At 32.8% G+C, this 20683-nt stretch carries 19 protein-coding genes; 11 read left to right on the forward strand and 8 right to left on the reverse strand.

The window, feature by feature from the left end:
- Positions 1-30: 30 nt before the first annotated feature.
- Both ACEW8E_RS10990 and lepB read right to left on the reverse strand, forming a co-directional pair.
- Positions 31-2058 carry a DICT sensory domain-containing protein gene (locus ACEW8E_RS10990; RefSeq protein WP_373480385.1) on the reverse strand — a complete coding sequence of 676 codons (2028 nt, stop codon included), beginning with the start codon at positions 2056-2058 and terminating at the stop codon, positions 31-33.
- A 162-nt stretch (positions 2059-2220) separates the two neighbouring features.
- Positions 2221-2826 carry a signal peptidase I gene (gene lepB, locus ACEW8E_RS10995; RefSeq protein ID WP_373480386.1) on the reverse strand — a complete coding sequence of 202 codons (606 nt, stop codon included), beginning with the start codon at positions 2824-2826 and terminating at the stop codon, positions 2221-2223.
- Between the two features lie 126 nt (positions 2827-2952).
- Here lepB and ACEW8E_RS11000 point away from each other — a divergent pair, with 126 nt between their 5' ends.
- Both ACEW8E_RS11000 and ACEW8E_RS11005 read left to right on the forward strand, forming a co-directional pair.
- Entirely contained in the window at positions 2953-3468 is a 516-nt protein-coding gene (locus ACEW8E_RS11000; protein WP_373480387.1) for a YqeG family HAD IIIA-type phosphatase, read from the forward strand.
- A 489-nt stretch (positions 3469-3957) separates the two neighbouring features.
- Positions 3958-4749 (forward strand): DUF3747 domain-containing protein, encoded by a 792-nt coding sequence (locus ACEW8E_RS11005; protein WP_373480388.1) that lies wholly within the window; start codon positions 3958-3960, stop codon positions 4747-4749.
- A 137-nt stretch (positions 4750-4886) separates the two neighbouring features.
- Here ACEW8E_RS11005 and ACEW8E_RS11010 read toward each other — a convergent pair whose 3' ends face one another.
- From ACEW8E_RS11010 to ACEW8E_RS11020, 3 genes are all read right to left on the reverse strand, one after another.
- A complete protein-coding gene (locus ACEW8E_RS11010; RefSeq protein WP_373480389.1) occupies positions 4887-5240 on the reverse strand; it encodes a hypothetical protein in 354 nt (117 codons plus the stop codon).
- 174 nt (positions 5241-5414) lie between these two features.
- Positions 5415-6587: a 2'-O-glycosyltransferase CruG gene (gene cruG, locus ACEW8E_RS11015; protein WP_373480390.1), complete on the reverse strand. Its 1173-nt coding sequence runs from the start codon at positions 6585-6587 to the stop codon at positions 5415-5417.
- Between the two features lie 259 nt (positions 6588-6846).
- Positions 6847-8361, reverse strand: coding sequence for an ammonium transporter (locus tag ACEW8E_RS11020; protein ID WP_373480391.1), 1515 nt, complete (start codon positions 8359-8361; stop codon positions 6847-6849).
- Positions 8362-8986: 625 nt separating this feature from the next.
- Here ACEW8E_RS11020 and ACEW8E_RS11025 point away from each other — a divergent pair.
- The 9 genes from ACEW8E_RS11025 (at position 8987) to pabB (ending at position 16695) form a co-directional block, all read left to right on the forward strand.
- The gene (locus tag ACEW8E_RS11025; protein WP_373480392.1) at positions 8987-9823 is read left to right on the forward strand and encodes a pentapeptide repeat-containing protein; all 837 of its coding nucleotides are present in this window, start codon (positions 8987-8989) and stop codon (positions 9821-9823) included.
- Between the two features lie 237 nt (positions 9824-10060).
- Positions 10061-10777, forward strand: a complete 717-nt coding sequence (locus ACEW8E_RS11030) for a V4R domain-containing protein (RefSeq protein WP_373480393.1) — start codon at positions 10061-10063, stop codon at positions 10775-10777.
- Positions 10774-11178: a hypothetical protein gene (locus ACEW8E_RS11035; RefSeq protein ID WP_373480394.1), complete on the forward strand. Its 405-nt coding sequence runs from the start codon at positions 10774-10776 to the stop codon at positions 11176-11178. Before ACEW8E_RS11030 ends, ACEW8E_RS11035 begins: the two co-directional genes overlap by 4 nt.
- Before the next feature lie 9 nt (positions 11179-11187).
- Complete coding sequence (locus ACEW8E_RS11040) at positions 11188-11664, forward strand: phycobilisome protein (protein WP_373480395.1); 477 nt, start codon at positions 11188-11190, stop codon at positions 11662-11664.
- A gap of 36 nt (positions 11665-11700) precedes the next feature.
- Positions 11701-12375, forward strand: coding sequence for a V4R domain-containing protein (locus ACEW8E_RS11045; protein WP_373480396.1), 675 nt, complete (start codon positions 11701-11703; stop codon positions 12373-12375).
- Between the two features lie 108 nt (positions 12376-12483).
- On the forward strand, positions 12484-12969 hold the full coding sequence (locus ACEW8E_RS11050) for a 2Fe-2S iron-sulfur cluster-binding protein (RefSeq protein ID WP_373480397.1): 486 nt from the start codon (positions 12484-12486) through the stop codon (positions 12967-12969).
- A gap of 35 nt (positions 12970-13004) precedes the next feature.
- Entirely contained in the window at positions 13005-13457 is a 453-nt protein-coding gene (locus ACEW8E_RS11055) for a hypothetical protein (RefSeq protein WP_373480398.1), read from the forward strand.
- Positions 13458-13586: 129 nt separating this feature from the next.
- Entirely contained in the window at positions 13587-14357 is a 771-nt protein-coding gene (locus ACEW8E_RS11060) for a tetratricopeptide repeat protein (RefSeq protein WP_373480399.1), read from the forward strand.
- A 205-nt stretch (positions 14358-14562) separates the two neighbouring features.
- Positions 14563-16695, forward strand: coding sequence for an aminodeoxychorismate synthase (gene pabB, locus ACEW8E_RS11065; protein ID WP_373480400.1), 2133 nt, complete (start codon positions 14563-14565; stop codon positions 16693-16695).
- Here pabB and glcD read toward each other — a convergent pair.
- From glcD to ACEW8E_RS11080, 3 genes are all read right to left on the reverse strand, one after another.
- Entirely contained in the window at positions 16692-18158 is a 1467-nt protein-coding gene (gene glcD, locus ACEW8E_RS11070) for a glycolate oxidase subunit GlcD (protein WP_373480401.1), read from the reverse strand. The genes pabB and glcD overlap by 4 nt on opposite strands.
- 244 nt (positions 18159-18402) lie before the next feature.
- Positions 18403-19347: a D-alanyl-D-alanine carboxypeptidase family protein gene (locus ACEW8E_RS11075; RefSeq protein WP_373480402.1), complete on the reverse strand. Its 945-nt coding sequence runs from the start codon at positions 19345-19347 to the stop codon at positions 18403-18405.
- 21 nt (positions 19348-19368) lie between these two features.
- Positions 19369-20683: SH3 domain-containing protein (locus ACEW8E_RS11080; protein ID WP_373480403.1), on the reverse strand; the 1315-nt coding region annotated here is incomplete at its 5' end.

Consider the following 20683-nt stretch of genomic DNA (forward strand, 5'->3'; position numbering starts at 1 on the left):
ACAAATAATTTTTTTTGCGTTAATTACTAACTACTTTAAACTTTCTTGAGAGGAGAGATGAGAGTTTTTTTTATTTCGATTAGTATTTATGGAAGAAGCATCAAATTTTGGCAAAGTAAAATGGAATTTACTCCCCAGATTTTTCCCCTCAGATTGAGCCCAGATTTTGCCTCCCCAATTTTTAACGATTTGCCGACAAATAGCTAATCCTAACCCTGTACCTCCAGCAGATCTTCTTAATGCGCCTTCTTCCTGATAAAATCGATCAAATACTTGATCTAGTTTTTCAGGCTCAATACCTCTACCATTATCTGCGATGGTGATTTGTAAAGTATCTTCATCTATTTCTTGTACTTGTATAGTAATTTGTCCGCTACCATCAGTAAATTTACAAGCATTATCTAATAATTTAGTTAAAACCTCTACTAACCATTCTCCATCAGCTTGTACTAAAGGTAATTCATCTATTACTAAGTTTTTAATAGTCGGTATTACACTTTGATCTTGACGAGAACGAATATGAGATAATGATAAATCGATACATTCTTCTAAGGATAAAGGTTCAGAATTCCATTCTACAGTACCCCCTTCTAATTGAGAAAGAGTGAGAAAATCTTGTACCAATTTACGCATTCTTTCCGCATCATGTAAAGCCGTCGTTAACATGACTTGACGTAACTCTTCCGACATTTCAGGCTCATTAGCCAAACTTTCTAAACATACTTGAATTGTTGATAAAGGAGTTCGTAATTCATGACCTGTAATAGCTACTAAATTTGAACGAGTACGATCTAATGCTTCTAATTGTTCGTTAAGATTTTCTAAATTAGCGTAAGATTCTGCTTGAATTAAAGCAACACCTACTTGAGTGGCAATGGCATCTACTAAAGCAATATCTTCAGGTTTCCAAGTTATGGGAATAGCGTCACAATGGTGTAATTCCATCATTCCTAACAATTTTCCTTGATAGAGTATCGGCACCATTAACCAAGAAATAATCGAACAACTGGTAATTAATTTCGATAAAGCTGAAGAATGATCTTGAATACGAGAATCAATAGTTACATCATCAATACTAATAGACTCTCTCACGTCTAAAACTTCTTGAAATAGAGGATTATTTTTTAAAGGCCAAGTTTTTCCTTTAATAGATTTAATTTTGTCATTCAAAAATTCATGATTAATTTTAGCGTTTAAATCTGTTTCCTGACAACGATAAATCAAACAACGACAAACTCCCATTCCTTCTCCTAATTTATCTACCGCTACTTGTAAAATTTCTTGAGGATTGAGCGATCGCCGTATGGCATCTGTAACAGAATTAAGTAACCTTTCTTTTTTTTCCTTAACACTTAAAAAGCGATTAGCCTTAATAAGTTTGTATTGTCCTGCTTGTAAATAAGTGATCAATCTTTGCACAAAAGGATCAGGATTAATCATCGGAGAATCAAAAACATCGAATTGATGAACATTTGATTTATCTGGAATACTTTGACAATATAATTTTAAAGCCTGATTAATTTTCTTTTTCAATTCAGGGCGATAACCAGCGATACGATGTAATAAAATTTCTGCCGCTTTTTGACTAACTTGACGATCAAAAGTCCAAATACCTTCAAAACGACGACTATTATCCATAGCCATTTCTGAAGCCTGAGTTTTGGGTAAATGGGTTTTTTCCCGACAAATTAAGCAAGTAGCATAATTTTTACCAATTATCACTAAATGCCATTCATGACTTAAGGCATCATCTTCGGTAAAAGCTACCTTTTCATAGACATCAGAAATACTGCTAAATTCAGTTTCAGGAGCAGCTAATACATAAACATGAGGAGAAAGTGTGCCAATGCGCCCATAACGATGAGCTTCTTGACGATAAAATCTCTCTTTCTGAAAACTAGCAATAATTAAAGGCTGTTCATCCTCAGTGTCACTAGCCAAAACTTGATCTTCCATGGCATGAGAAAGAGCCGTTAAAGAAGACTTAAAATACATTTGAGTACAACCTTGGGGAAAGGCGGTTAATAACTCGGTAACGACAGAATTAGTATTACTCATCGAGTCTGGTTAATATTGCTTTCAGCTTTAATTTCTAAGGTGAATCAAGATTATAAACATTAATCCTTATCCATCAGACATAAATAATTGCATCAAATTCTATCCTACATTACTTCGTCATTCCCCGTTATAAATAGATAAAATAATTAACAATTAATCTTTTTATTTAGGCATTTCAATATAAGTTGGTTTTTCATCAATTAAACCCACTCTTTGAGGAGGCCAAAAACGAAGAGAAGCACGACCAATAAATTTTTCTCGTGGTACAAATCCCCAATAGTGAGAATCATAGCTATTATTACGATTATCTCCTAAGACTAAATATTGATTTTCTGGTACAGTAACAGGGCCAAAATTATAATCTGGTTTTTCTTTGATATAATTTTCTTTCAGCATTTCGTTATTAACGATCACTTTCCCATTTTTCACCATTACCTCATCTCCGGGTAAGCCGATAATTCTCTTAATAAATGCTTCATTGGCTTGAAAATTCTCTTCTCGTAGTTTGTCCGTTACATTAAAAACAACAACATCTCCTCTTTTTGGTTCATTGAAACGATAACTCATTTTTTCCACAATTAAGCGATCATTGATCAATAATGTAGGTTCCATGGAAGATGAAGGAATATATCGGGCTTCCGCTACAAAAGTGCGAATACCAAAAGATAAAACTACAGCCATAGCGACGGTTTTAAATATTTCTAACCAAAAATTTTCTTCTTGATTAGCCACATTTACTTTTTCATTTTCTGGTAAATTGTCACCCATAATTGTTTTTTTGACCTTAATTTATGCTCCTAACAGTTTAACTTAAACTTATGAATAATTGACAATCAACAATGAACAGTAAACTATTAACAGACTTCTTTATATTTGATCGTAATTATTTTTATCATGTCCAGAGCCAAAATTTTACAGCCTGATTTAGTTTTAGGTGATATTGTTATTCATCTTACCCCTAGTCTTATTCAAAAATACAATTTAAAAGGGTTAGTTTTAGACGTAGATGAAACCCTTGTACCTTGGAAAGAAAAACAGTTATCTCCTGAATTAATAGAATGGGTGACAGAAGTAAAACAAGTTACTGATCTTTGGTTAGTAAGTAACAACCTGAGTCAAAGTCGTATTAGTAATATTGCTTCTAGCTTAGATTTACCCTTTATTTTTGGTGCGGCTAAACCTTCTCGTCGTAAACTTCGACAAGCCGTTACGGCTATGAATCATCCTATCGAACAAGTTGCTATGGTTGGCGATCGCTTATTTACGGATGTTTTAGCTGGTAATCGTTTAGGAATGTTTACTATTTTAGTTGAACCAATGGTAGAAACAGGAGGTAAAAAAAAGTTTTCTTTGAGAAATTTTGAAGTGTGGTTATCCCAAAAACTAGGAGTTTCTCTTTACAAAAGTTAACCTTAAGTTAATATTTCGTAATAATTTGAGATATTCATTAATAAAATCTAAAGAAAAGATTAAGAAAATCCATATAACTTTATAAACATGGGAATATAATTTTGAGATAAATTGAGGTCAGCTTAGATAAAGACCTTAAATAATATACAAATAAATATAAAATCCTAGAGACATCTTTCAGGTAAAACTGAGGTTGTCTTTAATATTGAGATGGAATCAATAGACTTCTTGCAGAAGTGGAGTAATGAGTAATAAGTAATGAGTAATGAGTTAAGAAATTAACGTTTTCCATCCTAAAATAGATTTTACTTTTTATTTTGGAAGAGGTCTAATAAGATAAAGAAAAAAAATTATCGGAACATGGTTTATGATTTGTAAGTCAAGTGATATAACATTCAATAGGGAAATTGAACAAATTCCTTAACTGCTTAATTATCTATGTACATAAATTAAAGCAATATTGTCACTAAAAAAGTTTAAATACCAACCATGCTTAAATCATTATTATCAACCAGATTATCAATTTTAGCCTTAACTGCCTTCTCTAGTTTTTTACCCTTCAACGCAGTCAAAGCCGTAACTTTTCAAGAATCAGAAGTAAATCAACCAGATTTTATCGCCATAGCACAACCCTATGGAGGAAATAAGTATAATTTAATTGTAATTGAACAAATACCGAATAAAAATAGTTGTTGGAAAGAAACAGGAGGAAATCCTGTCAATGTGGATTTATTATTATTAAACTTTGATTTTAGTGGACACTGTCGTCGTAGCACTGATGCTAATGGTTATTCTATTCGCTACGATGGCCAAGACTACGGTTTAGATATTTTGCTGAATTTAGTCGAAAAAGATGGTAATTTGACTCTAATTGGTATTAATCGTAAAAATAGCAATCAACCGCCTATTATTGTCGGTACAGCCCAAGGTTTGAATAGTCAACCCATGAAAATACAGCTTAACCCCGGATGGCGTTTCACCAAAAGAACTTATGAAGGTAAACCATTAGGTCATGTTTATTTTAGTTATGACTCTACTACTGCACCCAATATAACGCCAATGCCAACAGAAGGTAATAATCCGACTACTTTACCCTCAGAAATTCCTCCTCAAGGAGTGATGCAAGAAATTGTTGCCCCAGATATTCAACCACAAAAAGAAATTATCAAAGAAAAAAATATATCTAAGGTGAATGATACTTCAGAAAAAGTAACCGTTAATCAATCCCAATCTCCTAGATATAATTGGAATCCAACTCGTAGAGAGAGAATGATGAGATAATTGTTAATACTTCAAAAATTCTCAATAAAACTTACGCATCTTTAAATGTAGGGTGGGCATTGCCCACAAATCAACACAGATACCTCGTTAAAACTTTTGAAAATACTTGTTTTGGGCAATTTGCAGATTTTTAAAGTTCACTCAGAGGATTGTTTTTCGACAAAAAAGCTCATATTATTTCTAACATTTTCATAAACTTCTCTTTGTTGAGTGGTTACGGTGGTTTCTTTGAGATAATTGTCGATAACGTTGATACATTTTTCTAAACCACTTAATCCATTTGTTTCGCTATCTTTAGTCATTAATAAAAATCTAGCAGAACTATCTCCCGAACGAGAACGAATATAATAATAACGACAACGGTTTGCTTGAATCGCTAGTGACGGCTTTTGTTCACTATAACTTTTTTTAGGGGATAATAATGGCAAAAACAGAATTATCAATACTATGAAAAAATATTTACTCCATTGATATAATTTACTTGAATTCATTATAGTAATATTGTAGGTTTTAAATAAAGGGCAAAGGGATTAAAATTAACTTAAACTATACTAAAATTGATTTTTCTACTTTTGCTTATTAACTATTTTTGACATGATGCAATCTCTCCTCATTTTTAATTCTTAATTCTTAATTCTTAATTCCTAATTCCTAATTCCTAATTCCTAATTATAAATTCTGCCTCGCCATTGACGGGGTTTTTGTATTGCCGATAAAAATATTCTTATCACTGCCAAAATATCTGCTGTTGGTGAGAGGAAAAACAATAATTCTTTGTATGATTTTGTGAAATTATAAGATGGTGCGATCGCCAATAATAAAGCAAAACGAATAAATAATAAAAGACAATTAAGAATAAATAATAGATAAAAACTGAGAAAATTAAGGGAGGAGCAAAATATAAACCCTGTAATGATTATGGGTAAAGGTAAAGCCTGAATTAAAGCTAAAAAGCCACATTCTGCCCATAATTGACTTTTTGAGGCTGCATCTTTAAGATCAAGCGATCGCCCCCATTCTGTCCAAGTTTCTTTTAAACCCTCATACATTCTGACTTTGATAATTTTTGCACCATCAGCAAAGCCAACTTTATAACCCTGACTAGCGATATAACGGGCAAGGGTGACATCATCACAAAAAGAATTAGAAGCATAACTATAACCATCTATAGCTTCTAAAACTTTGCGCTTAATTAAAAAACATTGTCCATTTGCCATGACAGTTTCAGCACTTTTAGCATCCACCCCTGACGACTCAAAACGATAAATTAAAGTCATTAATAAAGCTGGTTGTAACCACCATTCACTAGGGTATTTAATGATAAATTGAGGAGAAAGAGAAACCACATCATAATTATGGGTATTAGCAAAATTCAACAAACTAGGGATTAAACCTTTTTGAGGTTGAGTATCAGCATCAATGCCTAAAATCCATTCACTGGTAGATGAACTATTTAAAAATCCATTATGTAATGCCCAAGGTCGCCCTATCCATTGTTTAGGTAAAGGTGGATCGGTGACAAGACGAATACGAGGATCTTTTTTTGAGGCTTCCATCACTTTTTCTCTTGTACCATCTTGAGAGTTACTATCAACTATGATTATTTCTTTAACTTCATAGCTTTGACGGGTAATACCTTCTAACATTTTATCGATGCGATCAAACTCATTGAGAGTGGGAACAACTACGCTAACTTTAGCTAAAAAAGAGGGATTAGGGCATTGAGGCTTTAAAGGAGGAAATCGAGTTGCACCTCGAAATAAACGACTGAGGAGGATAAAAAAACAAACACTTTGAAAAACTAATAAAACTAAGCAAATAACAGCACTAATGATCATTAAGTTAAATAACAGTAATTTTAGTCAATTTTAAACCTAAAAGCCTAAATTTAACTAAAAAAAATCCCTATCTGTGGCAAAGATAAGGAAAATAAACAAAATTTAATTACTAATGACTAAGCCCCCCAGCCCCCAACTTTGGGGGAGTTAGAATTGTCAAAGTCTTGCCGTATTAAGAAATTTAGGGAGCGGACAAAATAATTAAGCAGTGTTAACTTATGACTCATTTTTCATTCCCCGTTTCCTTTCTAATTCCTAATTACATTTCTATACCAGAACTTACTTCTCCCACCGTAGAGGAAAAACCACCAGAAAGAATATCAGCTTCTTTGACAAAACCGCTATAAGCCTCCATGCCATGTTCGGAAATATCCAAACCTTTGATTTCTTCTTCTGCATGAACTCTAATACCTACAGTTGCTTTAAGGGCGTACCAGAAAATAGAACTAAGTACAACGGTAAAACCACCAACAGTTAAGACACCGATTAATTGAGTAACGAAACTATGACCATTTGTGCTAAAAATACCAACAGCTAAAGTTCCCCAAACACCACAAACTAAGTGTACGGAAGTTGCACCTACGGGATCATCAATTCTTAAAGTTTTATCAAAAAATCCTACAGCAAAAACCACAATTACCCCTGCGATCGCACCAATAATAATAGCACCGAAATAAGTTACGTCAGCACAACCAGCAGTAATACCCACTAAACCAGCTAATACACCGTTAATAATCATGGATAAGTCTGGTTTACCATCTTTTGCCCAAGAGGTAGCCGTAGCGGTAATGCCACCGGCGGCAGCCGCTAAGTTAGTAGTAAGGGCGATATAAGGAACGTTAGCTGTAGCGGCTAATTCTGAACCGGGGTTAAAGCCAAACCAACCAATCCAAAGAATTAAACATCCCAAAGTCGCAATACTCATATTATGACCGGGTATAGCGTGGACTGTACCATCAGATGTGTATTTACCTTGACGTGGTCCTAAAATTGCTGCCCCCATTAATGCAGCCCAACCGCCCACAGAGTGAACTGCCGTTGATCCTGCAAAGTCACGAAATCCCATGGAAGCTAACCAACCACCATCCCAAATCCAATGACCCGTAATGGGGTAAGCGATACCGATTAATAAAACACTAAAGATTAAAAAAGCATCGAAACGGATTCTCTCAGCCACCGCACCAGATACGATAGTAGCCGCCGTTGCCGCAAAGGCTAATTGGAAAAAGAAAGAAATAGATTCAGGTACTTTTGTTAAGGTTTTAACTTCAACTTCTGTACCATCCACCATTGTTTTAGCGACTTCAAAGGCTTCTGAGTCACTATAAGGAAGACTGCTACCATTAAAGAAGAAACCATCTAAACCAATAAAACCGTTACCATTACCGTACATTAAACCATAACCGATTGCCCAATAAACAATAGAAGCGATGGCAAAGACGATTAAGTTTTTCGCTAAGACGTTAACAGCATTTTTTTGACGACAGAAACCTGTTTCTAACATCGCAAAACCAGCATTCATAAAGACAACTAAAGTTCCTGTAATTAACAAGAAAACAGAATCTAATACAATTTTAAGTTGTCCCACATCTTCAGGTTGTCCAAATCCTTGAGCTTTAGCTGCACTATTCCACACCATCAGAATAAGAGCAGTTAAAGGGATACAAGCTAACTGATAAGGAGAAAATAAATTTTTAACACGAGCTATAGAATTAAGTATAAAACTATCTTGGTTTTGTAACCGATTAGCTTTTCTATTTGTTTTTTTAGACATTAGTATCATTTGACTAATTATTATAGATTTGATCTAAAACTACACAGGAATTGAACAATTAACGATTCGACTCGTCAATTAACTGTTAAATATTGATACTTTTTACTTAATAGTTTCTGTATCTAAACATACAATAAAGTCCTTTTCAAAAAGTCATAACAACTTCAAATATAATCTAAAAGATTGACAAGAATATCCTGAAACTTAAGATTAATAATTCTTCCTCTCTCCCCGTTTCCTTTCTAATTCCTCATTTCTAATTACTAATTTCTAACTACTTGGTGACTTATATTTAGTCAACAAATATAAACTTTATGAAATCTTTACAAAAATTAAAAAAGTTTTACCGTAAATATGTATGTATAAATACTCAGTATTTTTACTATTTTATAAATATTTATAAGATGATTAAACTTTAACAAAGTTTTGTAAAAAAACAAGACATTTTTTTCAGAAATATCGTTACAATTTAGCTATGGATTGTCAAACTGCTTAATATAAAGTAACTAAAAGCTGAAATTAAAAAATATTTTAGGGCTTTTAAATATATGTATATATAATAAAAGTTACGTTTATTTAATACTATTGCTATCTAAAATAACACTTAATTTTTAGGGAGAAAAGAATGTTAGGAAATAGAGGAAGTGTTGATATTCAAAGAGAATATAATCAAGGAGAAAGAGATTTTAGAAAACTCCAATTAAGAAGAATAGATTTAAAAGGTAGTAACCTTAAAAGTATTAATTTGTCAGGTTCAGACTTGAGTTATGCTGACTTAAGAGATGCTGATTTAAGTAACGCAAATTTGAGTAACTGCTACTTCAATGAAGGGAATCTCAGTGGTGCAAATTTATCGGGTGCAAATTTATCGGGTGCATATTTAATTAAAGCATACTTAAGCAAAGTTGACTTTAAAAAAGCAATTCTAAAAGAAGCATATTTAACGGGTAGTTTTCTCACCAAAGCCAATTTTTTGAAAGCTGATTTATCAGGTACTTTCTTGAATGGTGCACACTTAAATGGTGCTATTTTTCAAGGTGCTGTATATGATAATAGTACCAGATTTGATAAAGGTTTTGACCCTTGTGCATTGGGAATGACTTTAATTTCTTCATTTCAAAATTCTGTCTTCAAAAAAATCAGTATTGGTGATGTTATTACTAACTTTGAAACCATAGCCAATATTACAAGTCATTATTTAGGTGGTACAATTACCGCTAAAAACTTTGAAGATTCTCGCCCTGACGTAGAATGGTTACAACAATTTTCTATGGATAAAAAAGGTAAAATTTCCTTCGGCGGTACAATGAGTAATCAAGCCACCATGATGCAATTAAAATGGTTTGAAAAATGGACGAATGCTTTTATCAAAAAATCTTCCGTAATTATTCAAGATTTACCTAATATTATTGAAGAAAAAAATCTTACCGTAGAATATTTAATTAAAAAGAATGCCGCTTGAGAATAAAGTAATAAGTAATAAGTAATAATTCCTAATTTTTAATATTTATTTTAGTCGTCTAATTCTACCATATTTAAACGATAAAATATATAACAAATAATATCAGAATTGTATCGAAATGTTTAAAAAATAGATCGAAATAAAAAAACTGGTTAAAATAAATACAGAAGGTAAATTAATTTACAACTAATTTAATAATTTAATCACCATAATAACGATAAGAGGATTGAAAACCAGATGACTTTTACACCTACAAAATCAAGTCGTACTGTGGACAAAATTTCCAAAAATCTTTGGAAGAATAAATACCCTAAAAAACATGATCATTACACCTTAGAAGACTTCTTTCATTTTGATACTAAAAATGGAAATATTACTGACTGGAATGAATCTCGAAATGTTCTTGTAACTGAAGATTTTATCGTGGGATTAATCGAAGGTTTAGAAGAGGAAGTTGGTTCTGCTTCTAGTGTAGTAATGTATAATATCGGTAAGGCTTGGGGAATTAGAGACGCTGAGTTTTTTGAGCAATGGTTTAACACTGAATATGAATATCCTAAAAACCCTAAAGACATGAATTTATTATACGTTCTTGAGGCGTGGTGGTGGCCTTTTACCACTCAGGGATGGGGTAACTGGGATGTGGACTTAAGTGAGCAAAAAAATGGCTTTATGTTTGTTAATATTTTTGACTCGGCGGTGGCGCGCACTTTAGGGGATGTGGGCAAACCCGTATGTCACATTTACGCTGGTTTAATGGCTGGTTTTTTCAGTCGCTTTATTCAAAAACAACTTAACTGCATTGAAATTCAGTGTTATTCCATGGGTGAAACCTATTGTAAATTTTTATTAGGGAAACAAGATCGTATTGATGCAGCGACTTTCTGGCAAAATGAGGGTGCAGGAGCAAAAGATATTCAGAAAAAATTAGTCAATGGAGAATATCTAAAATGATACCATCAACCTGTGTCACCGTTGAAAATTTTTTCCAAAAAGCAAACTGGCAAGGTTTAAAAATCATCCCAGATATGGATGAGGTGATAGTAGAAAAGGTAGTCAGAAATATTCATTTAGGTTTGACGGTAGAAGATTTTTTCGGTTTACATAATTGGCAAGGTATTTTTCATAACTACCAAGGAGTAACGAAAGAAAATCAAGAATTATCAGGGGAAATAAATCAACCTACTTACGGTTTAACTATGACAGTAGGGGAGTTTTTTCAACGCATGGTATGGCATGGGCAAAATCAAGGCATCAATAAAAAAGTCCATATCGCTTCTATGCCTCAAATGTCTGATGTTACCAACATTAAATCTCAATCATTGAATGTTAACGATTTAGCTGATTTATTTTAGGAAAAAATTATGTATCCAGAATTACAAGCACTGATTCACGAAGCGGAATTTCAATATTTAAACGGGGAAGACTTAAATAAACTTTCCTTAGAGGTTTCTTCTCTAAAAGATAGAATCCCCGCTTATAAACTGTTACGAGACGAAGAAATTAACATTTTTCAAGACATTGCCGATGATTTAGTTGCCCAATTTCCTAGAGAAAATCCTAAGAAAATTGAAACAAGTATCCGTCACTGGTTAGTGATTATGAGATATTGCAGTATGGCGATGATGTTAAATAACCACGAATTTCTCGAACATCGTTTATTAGAATGGCTGACAGATATAATTCAAGCACATCAATCTCAACATCTTTTTACGGCTATTTATTCATTGTTAATAACTAAATTAAATAATGTTCTTTCTAATGATGAATTAGCTCATATTCAACCATTTTTAGCCCAAGCTAATGATTATTTAATTAATAGTCCTATTTTAGCTAATTAAAGCCCAAAAAAATATCAAAAATAAGAGGAAAAATTCATGATTTCCGTTGCTAATTTAGTTCAAGAAAAAGCCTTAAAAGGTAATTATTTTACGCCTTCTGCTTATGTACAAGGAGATTTTGAGTTAGGATTATTAGAAACAAGACTAGGCTCAAGATTAATCGCTTTACCTGAAGTTCTTTTACAGGGTATTTATGCTGGTTTAGACGAAGAAATTGGTCAAGCTACAGGGATTGTTCTTTATAATTGTGGACGTTGGTGGGGCAAAAGTTTTTATCGCCGTTTTATCCAAGAAGTCAGCGAATATTATGAAATGCCGTTGGCACAAATGGAAATGGCTCAATTTCTGAGTTGTTTAAAACAATGTTGGAAAACTCACGGTTGGGGGGTAGTTAATTTTAATTTCGACTATTATTCTCAAGGTTTTATCGTGGTAAATACCGTTAATTCTCCTTTTGCTGAAGCAGCACCTCAATATAAAGGTTTCGCTTGTCATCCTGAAGCGGGAATTTTAAGCTCATTTTTCAGTCAGTTGACGGGGGAAGAACTTGGATGTGTTCAACTTAGTTGCGAGTCTATGGGGGCACAATCAAATTATTTTGTCATCGGTTTAGAGGAAAGACTTAAGTTAGCTAAGGCACTGTCAGAAGAAGGTCACGATCATTCTACCATTATGGATCGCTTATTAGAAAGTAATTCTACTGATAACTAAAGGTAACTTTAAGAAATGTATCGAAAATTGACGGATAACTATCTTTCATTTTCATAAAAACATACGCTAATCTTAAATTAATCCCTTAATAAATCAGATGTAAAGATAGTGGCAAAATCCATCAGACTCGATCCTTTAGGTACAGATACAGCAATTAAAACTAATGATAATCTTTTATCAGGATTGCTGAAAAGTCAACTAAATGTTTCACAAGAGTGTGGCGGTAGAGGTATGTGTTCTACTTGTCACGTTTATATCAAAGAAGGCATGGAAAGTTTATCTCCTCTTAATCGTAGAGAAAAACGGACTTTAGAAGTGATTACAACCTGTAAACTTAATTCTCGTTTAGCTTGTCAAGCTAGGGTAATCGGTGAAGGAGTCGTTGTGGAATTGCCTTCGGGGATGTATTTAAGCGAGATTGATGATATTGAATCCTTAATCGGTAGAAGGGCTCAACAAAATATTCTTCACCCTATATCTGGCAAGATTTTAGTAGAGGAAGGAAAGTTAATTACTCGCTCGATGATTAGTCAATTAGAGAATACGAAAGGAGAAGTTGCCCAATATTTATCTAATACCAGTGATGCAGTCTAACACAATTTTATTAAAATTATAAGGAGTTTGGAAAAATGTTAAAACAATTTGCAGATTTAACTCTCGAAGCTGACGGGCGTTATGCAGAAGATTTTGAGTTAAAATTTTTAGAGGATTATTTAGAATCTCAACAGATAAGAATGAGTGCTTATATCAAAATTAGAGATAACGCTGATGCTATCGTAGAAGCTGTAAAAGTGGGTAAAAATAAACGTAATCCTGAATTTAAAGATTATTATGCCACTTGTAAACGGGATTTAATTGATTTAATTCGTTACTGTGCTGCTGCGTTATTATTTGATGATTTAGAACGGTTACGCACTAATATGTTGTTATGGTTTCAAACCATTTCTAAATCTTGGAACTTTGAAGATGACAATCATGATACTTATGATGTCTTGTTACAAGTAATTCCACAATTTTTAACTCCAGAAGAAGCTAAATATGCCCTGCCAATTTTTGAGCTTAATTGTGCAGTTTTAGTGTAAACAAAGTTAGTAGTTTTACCATTGAGGGTAATAAAATTTCATGCTCATGGGAGCTAATTTAAGGCTAAAGCCTTTACTACAAACTTTTTAGAATAATAAATTTTAATCTTTTATTGATGGTAAAAAATCATGGAAAAAAAACAAGATATAGTCGGTTATGTAGGTTTAGGACTTTCGGCATTGGGTGCGGTAGTTTCTGTTATTACTAATAATATAGCTCCAGCCTCCGTACTTTTAACTGTTGGGGTGGGTTGTAATGTTATTAGTCGTAAACAATTTAATGATAGTTTAGTAGAAGCCCATAATACTCAACAACAAAAAATTGATGAGTTGATGGGTAAAGTAGAGGTTAATCATAGTGAATTAACGACTAAACTCATAGAAAATCAAACAGATTTAGCTAATCGTGTAGAAAAATTACAGTTATCTATGCAAGATAATTTAGCTAAACAAAAAGAAGATATTAAGAGTGAAATTACAAGACTTGAATTACAACATCAAGACTTAAATAATATTGTTAGTAATATTAAAGATTTAGAAAATATTTCCCAAGAATTACGCTCTCAGCCTGACTCCGCCGATTTCTTCTATCAAAGAGGATTAAGTTACGAAAAATTAGGAAATTATGCTGGTGCAATAGAAGATTACACAGAAGCTATTAAGAAAAATTCTAGCCTGAGTAAAGCCTATCATAAAAGAGGGGTACTTTATCTCGATACTGGTGCGAAACAAAAAGCGGTGGATGATTTACGCAAAGCTGCCTTACTTTATTTTGAGCAAGGAGATATTGAGAGTTATCATGTAGCTAGAGAAATGAGTCGTAATATTCACGAGCTACGCATTGATACTAATGGTAACGCTCAAGAAATGGTTATTGGTAAAAAATTATTTGCAGAATAATCACAGAAGTAGGGGTTAATGGCATTAACCCTCCGTAAAATCAATTTAACTATTTGTAGGGATAAATATTTATCCTTTTTTTTGTGATTAATTAGGGTGTAATAAAAAAGTTTTTTTGTAAGGGTAGCGCATAGGAGATAAAGGCAATACTTATCAATAAAGATGTTTTATAATTTAAAGTTAGCTTGATAAATTTGAAAATTATATGAAAAGTTTAATTATTGATAATTATGATTCTTTTACCTACAATATTTACCAATTATTGGCGGATGTTAATCAAAAAGAGCCTATAGTTATTACTAATAATCAATTATCTTGGCAGGAAATAAAAGAGCTTAATTTTGATAATATTATTATATCTCCAGGTCCAGGTAATCCTGAAAATATAAAAGATTTTGGTGTCTGTGGTGAGGTTTTATTAAAGGCAAATATTCCCATTTTAGGTGTATGTTTAGGGCATCAAGGTTTAGGTTATTTTTATGGGGCAAAAATTAGGCGATCGCCTGAGCCTTTTCATGGTAGAATTAGTAAAATTTATCACCATCAGCACAGTATTTTTAAAGGTATTCCTTCTCCTTTTTCCGTGATGCGTTACCATTCTTTAATAATTGATTATCCTTTACCTAATGATTTAGAAGTTATTGCTAAAACTGAGGATAATTTAGTTATGGGAATTAAACATAAATATAAGTCTTTTTGGGGTGTGCAATTTCATCCAGAATCTATCGCTTCTGAGTATGGGAAAGAGTTATTAATTAATTTCCGTGATTTAACAAAAGACTATCATCAATCTGTGAATAAAATTAGTTATTTACCCTCCTTACTTAAAAATGAAACAAAAGATAAAATAGCTAAAAAAAATCAACTAAATAATATAGAAATAACTAACAATAAAAATTATAAAGTTTATAGTAAAAAATTAAATATATTTATAGATTCTGCTTTAGTTTTTGAAAAAATTTATAGTCAATCTAATTCTAGTTTTTGGTTAGATAGTAGTATGATAGCAAAAGGTTTATCAAGGTTTTCTTATATGGGAGACAGTGAAGGTGAGCATAGTTTTTTAGTTGAATATGACGTTAATAATCAAGAAATTAAAGTTACTAAAAATAATAATATAAAAATTTTAAAGGGTGATATTTTTCAATTTTTGCAAGAGACTTTAGATAATTATACTTTTGATAATCAAGATTTACCTTTTAATTTTAATGGTGGTTTTATCGGTTATTTTGGTTATGAATTAAAAGCCTTATTAGGTAATAAAAATAAACATCAATCTTGTTTGCCTGATGCTAATTTTATATTTGGCGATCGCTCGATCATATTTGATCATATTTGTCAAGAAATTTACTTAATATTTATGGATAAAGTAAAGGAAGAAAAAAAAGCAAATCAATGGTTTGAAGAAATAGAGAATAAACTTCAATTAATTAATAATGAAGTAAAGATAATTAAAGATAAAAATATTATTAATAAGAAAGAAAGAAAAGATAAAAATAACCTAGAGAGAAATAAAGAAAAACAGTCTTATAAATTAAGTCGAGAGAAAAAAGAATATTTAGATAATATAATAACTTGCTTAGAAAAAATAACCCAAGGAGAAAGTTATGAAATTTGCTTAACAAATCAGATTTTGTTACCTACTATATATAAGCCTTTAAATTTTTACTTACAGTTAAGAGAAGAAAATCCTGCACCCTATAGCAGTTTTTTGAAATTAGGAAAAACAACAATAATTTGCTCATCACCTGAAAGATTTTTACACTTAGAAAAAAATGGTAATTTAGAATCAAAACCCATCAAAGGCACAGTAAAAAGAGGTAAAAATAAAGAAGAAGATAAACAACTAAAAAATAGTTTAAAAAAATGTGAGAAAGAGAAAGCGGAAAACCTAATGATTGTGGACTTATTGCGTAATGATTTAGGTAAAATTTGTGAAATTGGTACAGTGACAGTTCCTAAATTAATGGCTATTGAAACTTACGCAACCTTACATCAAATGGTGTCAACAGTCAAGGGAAAAATTAGGAAAGAAATAAAACCCATAGAATGTATTAAGGCTTGTTTCCCCGGTGGTTCAATGACAGGTGCACCAAAAAAGAGGACACTAGAGATAATTGACGAATTAGAAACCGAAGCAAGAGGTATTTATTCAGGTAGTATCGGATTTTTAGCCCTCAATGGTACGATGGACTTAAATATAGTAATTCGTACTGCTATTGTAACCGAAGAAAGAACCTCCATCGGTGTTGGAGGTGCAATTACGGCATTATCGCAACCAGACAAAGAATTTGAAGAAATAATACTCAAAGCAAAAGCATTAATTAATAATATTTAAAATGCTTGTGATCCTTTATAATCAACCTTATTAGCATTAGCAGCTTCTCCACAGGTGCGAGGAGTAGGAAAAATTTTGTCAGGATTTGCCAAGCCTTTAGGGTTAAAACTGCTTCTGACATATTGCATAGTTTCTAAATCAGTTTCCGTAAACATATCGCTCATGTAACATTTTTTATCGCTACCGATACCATGTTCACCAGAAATACTACCACCAACTCTCACACATAACTTAAGGATTTCTCCTCCTAATTCTTCCACTTTTGCAAAAGAGCCTTCTATGGCATTATTATATAAAATCAAAGGATGTAAATTACCATCTCCAGCATGAAAAACATTAGCGATACGATAACCATATTGTTCACCTAAAGCATTTATTTCCCCCAAAACTTGAGACAATTTTGAGCGAGGTACAACTCCATCTTGTACAAAATAATTAGGGCTAATTTTACCCATGGCTGCAAAAGCCGCTTTTCTTCCTTTCCATAACTTGAGGCGAGTTGGGGCATCACTAGCGGAGGTAACATTTCTAGCACCACAAGAGCGACAAATAGCATCAACTTTTTTCTTATTAGTGTCAACTTCCACTTGTAAACCGTCTAATTCTACCAATAAAATGGCTTGGGCATCCCGAGGATAACAGTCAGTCGCCACGACATCTTCCACCGCATTAATACTAAAATTGTCCATCATTTCCATACCTGCAGGAAGAATACCAGCACGAATAATCTGTGCAACCGCACTTCCTGCTTCTTCAATACTGTTAAAATCCGCTAACACAACACAGATAGCGTCAGGAGTTTTGAGAATTTTTAAGGTTATCTCCGTAGCGATGCCTAAAGTGCCTTCTGAGCCTACAAATAAGCCTGTAAGATCAAAACCGGGCATTTCTGGTACTTTTCCCCCTATTTTCAATATCTCTCCTTGTGCGGTAACGATGGTTAAACCTAAAACATGATTAGTAGTTGTACCATATTTTAAACAGTGTACACCCCCCGAATTTTCTGCCACATTACCACCTATAGAACATATTATCTGACTAGAAGGATCTGGAGCATAATAAAAACCTGCACCGCTAACGGCTTGTGTTACCCAATTATTGATAATGCCGGGTTGCACAACAATTCTTTGATTTTCATAGTCAATATCCAAAATTTGACGCATTCTAGCGGTAACGATTAAAAGACTATCTTCTAAAGGTAATGCACCTCCTGATAAACCCGTACCCGCACCCCTTGCAACCCATTTTATTTCATATTTATTGCAAATTTGAACAATGGCGGCAACTTCTTCCGTGGTTTTCGGTAATGTTACTAACCTTGGGCGTTGACGATATTCCGTTAATCCATCGCATTCGTAGGTTAAAAGTTCGTCTTTGCGTTTAACTACACCATTTTTACCTAAAATTCCTTCTAATTCTTTGAATATAGGTTGCCATTTATTGTTAGTAGAACTTAAAAACATGGTGAATAATTAATAATTGATCATGAATAATTCATAATTAATCATAAACTATTGCAATCCTAAATATAGACAAGGACAGTATTTAGTAAAAAAATCAATCATGGAAGACATCAAATAAAGATGATATTTTTAGGGATTAATTATTTATTCTCTATTTCAGATTTTAACTTCATTTTGTTGTGTAAAGTTATATAAAGAATCAGGATAAAGTTAAACTGTCGTCAAAACTTAATACTATGATGTGTTATTTTTTATTGAAATATAGTAAATTTCTAGGCATGGCAAAAATAGAATTAGCTTGATTTGATCCCACATAACGCCAATGCCACGGCTCAAAACTCACCCCTTGTATATTATCTTTAGGAAAAGACAACTCAAAACCATATTTATGAGCATTATTTGTTAACCAAGAATAAGCCTGACTAGACTCAAATTGAAATTTTAAATCAAGAGAAGGTTGTTTTCCATCACCAATATCTAAGGCATATCCTGTATGATGTTCACTATGTCCAGGTGGTGCGCTTAACTTCGATGCGGCTTCTTTACTACCTCGTTTTTGAATTTGTTTTTGAAATAATTTTGTTTGATCTGGTATAGAACGAAAACCTGAAATTAAGACTAATTGCACCCCTTGGGCTTTAGCATCTGTTTTCATGCGCTTAAAAGCGTCTCCTGCATCTTCGTGTAAAAATTCTGTACGATTATAGTAATTTCCCATATTAACTAAACTTTGTTGACGTGCTTCTTGAAAAGGAAAATGACCAAAATAAGTATTAGATAAAAGAGAATTAATTGAGGGAATTTGTGATTGTGCAGTGGTCGCAGATGATTGATTGGTAAATGTCTCAGGAGGGTTATTCTCAATTTTTGGTACTTGATCAACAGGAGAAATTTTGAATGTTTCAGTAGTATTTTGAGATTCGATGACAGGGGGAATTATAGGAGATTCAGTGATTTGAGATTGATTATTTGGTTGTGTAGGTAATGAGGAAATTTCAGGGGATTTATTTTCAGTAGTTGAAGAATTTTCTAAAGTACTTTTGACAGAAGAAGTTAATTCTTTATCTTTAATTGAAGATTTAGAAGATTGAGGAATATACCACCAGCCGAAAATGCCACCTAGAATAACTGAAGCGAGAAAAAAGTTAAGTATTTGAAAATTAGAGAGTAATGATTTGATGATTTTCATAATATTTTTTGAATTTTAAAGCTAAAAATTAATTAACTGTGCAGCAATCCAACCTGTTGTACCTGAAGGAGTATGATATACTTTATACCACTTATAACCGCCTTGATCATAACCACTCTCTAATATTTCTATCGTTTCTCCTGTATAGCCTTGTCCTACAATCGAATAATTTGTACCTGGTCCTGAGCGAATATTTTTAGTTCCTGATTGACCTGCTATGGTAGCATAAGACGTATCACTTGAAGTATTAGACGACATAGAAGATGGATTAACCACAACGGTTCTAATTTGAGGTTGACTTTTAGCCTTTACTTCCGCTTGTCTGCGTAATTCTTCAGCCCTAACCCTTGCTTGTTCAGCTTCTAACCTCATTTTTTCTGATTCTTGACGTTTAACTTCTTCCTGCTCTCTTTTTTCTTGCTCTTGTGCCAGTTTTACTTCCGCTTCCTCTTTTTCTCTCTCAACTTCTTCTAATTTTGCCAGAGTTTCCGCTCTTTGTTGGGTAATAATAAATCCTCCTGACACTCCCAATGCAACCAATACTCCTGTAACTAAAAGAGGTATAAAATTATTTTTGGGCGGATTATTAACAGGATTTTGACTAACATTACTAATAGAATAATTAGATGCAGAATTGGGAATTAAAACCGTTGCTTGTGAATTAGAAGTAACAGTTTTTGATAAATCAATATTATTAACACGAGGCACAACCGCCATAGTTTGCATATCACTACTATGTAAGGCTTGATACATAGCTTGAGCGGTAGGATAACGGTTACTTATATCCATTTTTGTCGCTTTTTCTAAAACTATTCTTAAATTAGGCGATAAATTAGGGATTAAACTTTGCCAATCTAATTCTCCTGTAATTTGATTACTAGGTATTTCGATAGGATATTTACCCGTCAAACTATAAATCAACGTCAAAGCTAAGGCATATAAATCACTACTAAAAACCGTACGCCCTAAACTTTGCTCAGGGGGAATAAAGCCTCTGGTACCAACTATTACAGAGCTTACCGTTGAACCACTACTTAAACTTACCGCCCCCATACTTTCTTTTACCGCTCCAAAATCGATTAAAACTGGTAATCTGTCTGAGTCTCGGATAATAACATTTTCTGGTTTAATATCTCGGTGAATGATTTTATTACCGTGAACATATTTGATAGTATTTAGTAATGATGACAATATAGACTCACATTGACTACAATTAATTACCCCTAATTCTGCTAAATTTTTTCCCTCAATATATTCTTGCACTAAATAAAATTGATCATCTTCCACAAAATAAGCGTATAAACTGGGAATTTGTGAACTATTTTGCCCTAATTCT

This window comes from Geminocystis sp. (assembly GCF_041753295.1).
GTDB lineage: Bacteria > Cyanobacteriota > Cyanobacteriia > Cyanobacteriales > Cyanobacteriaceae > Geminocystis.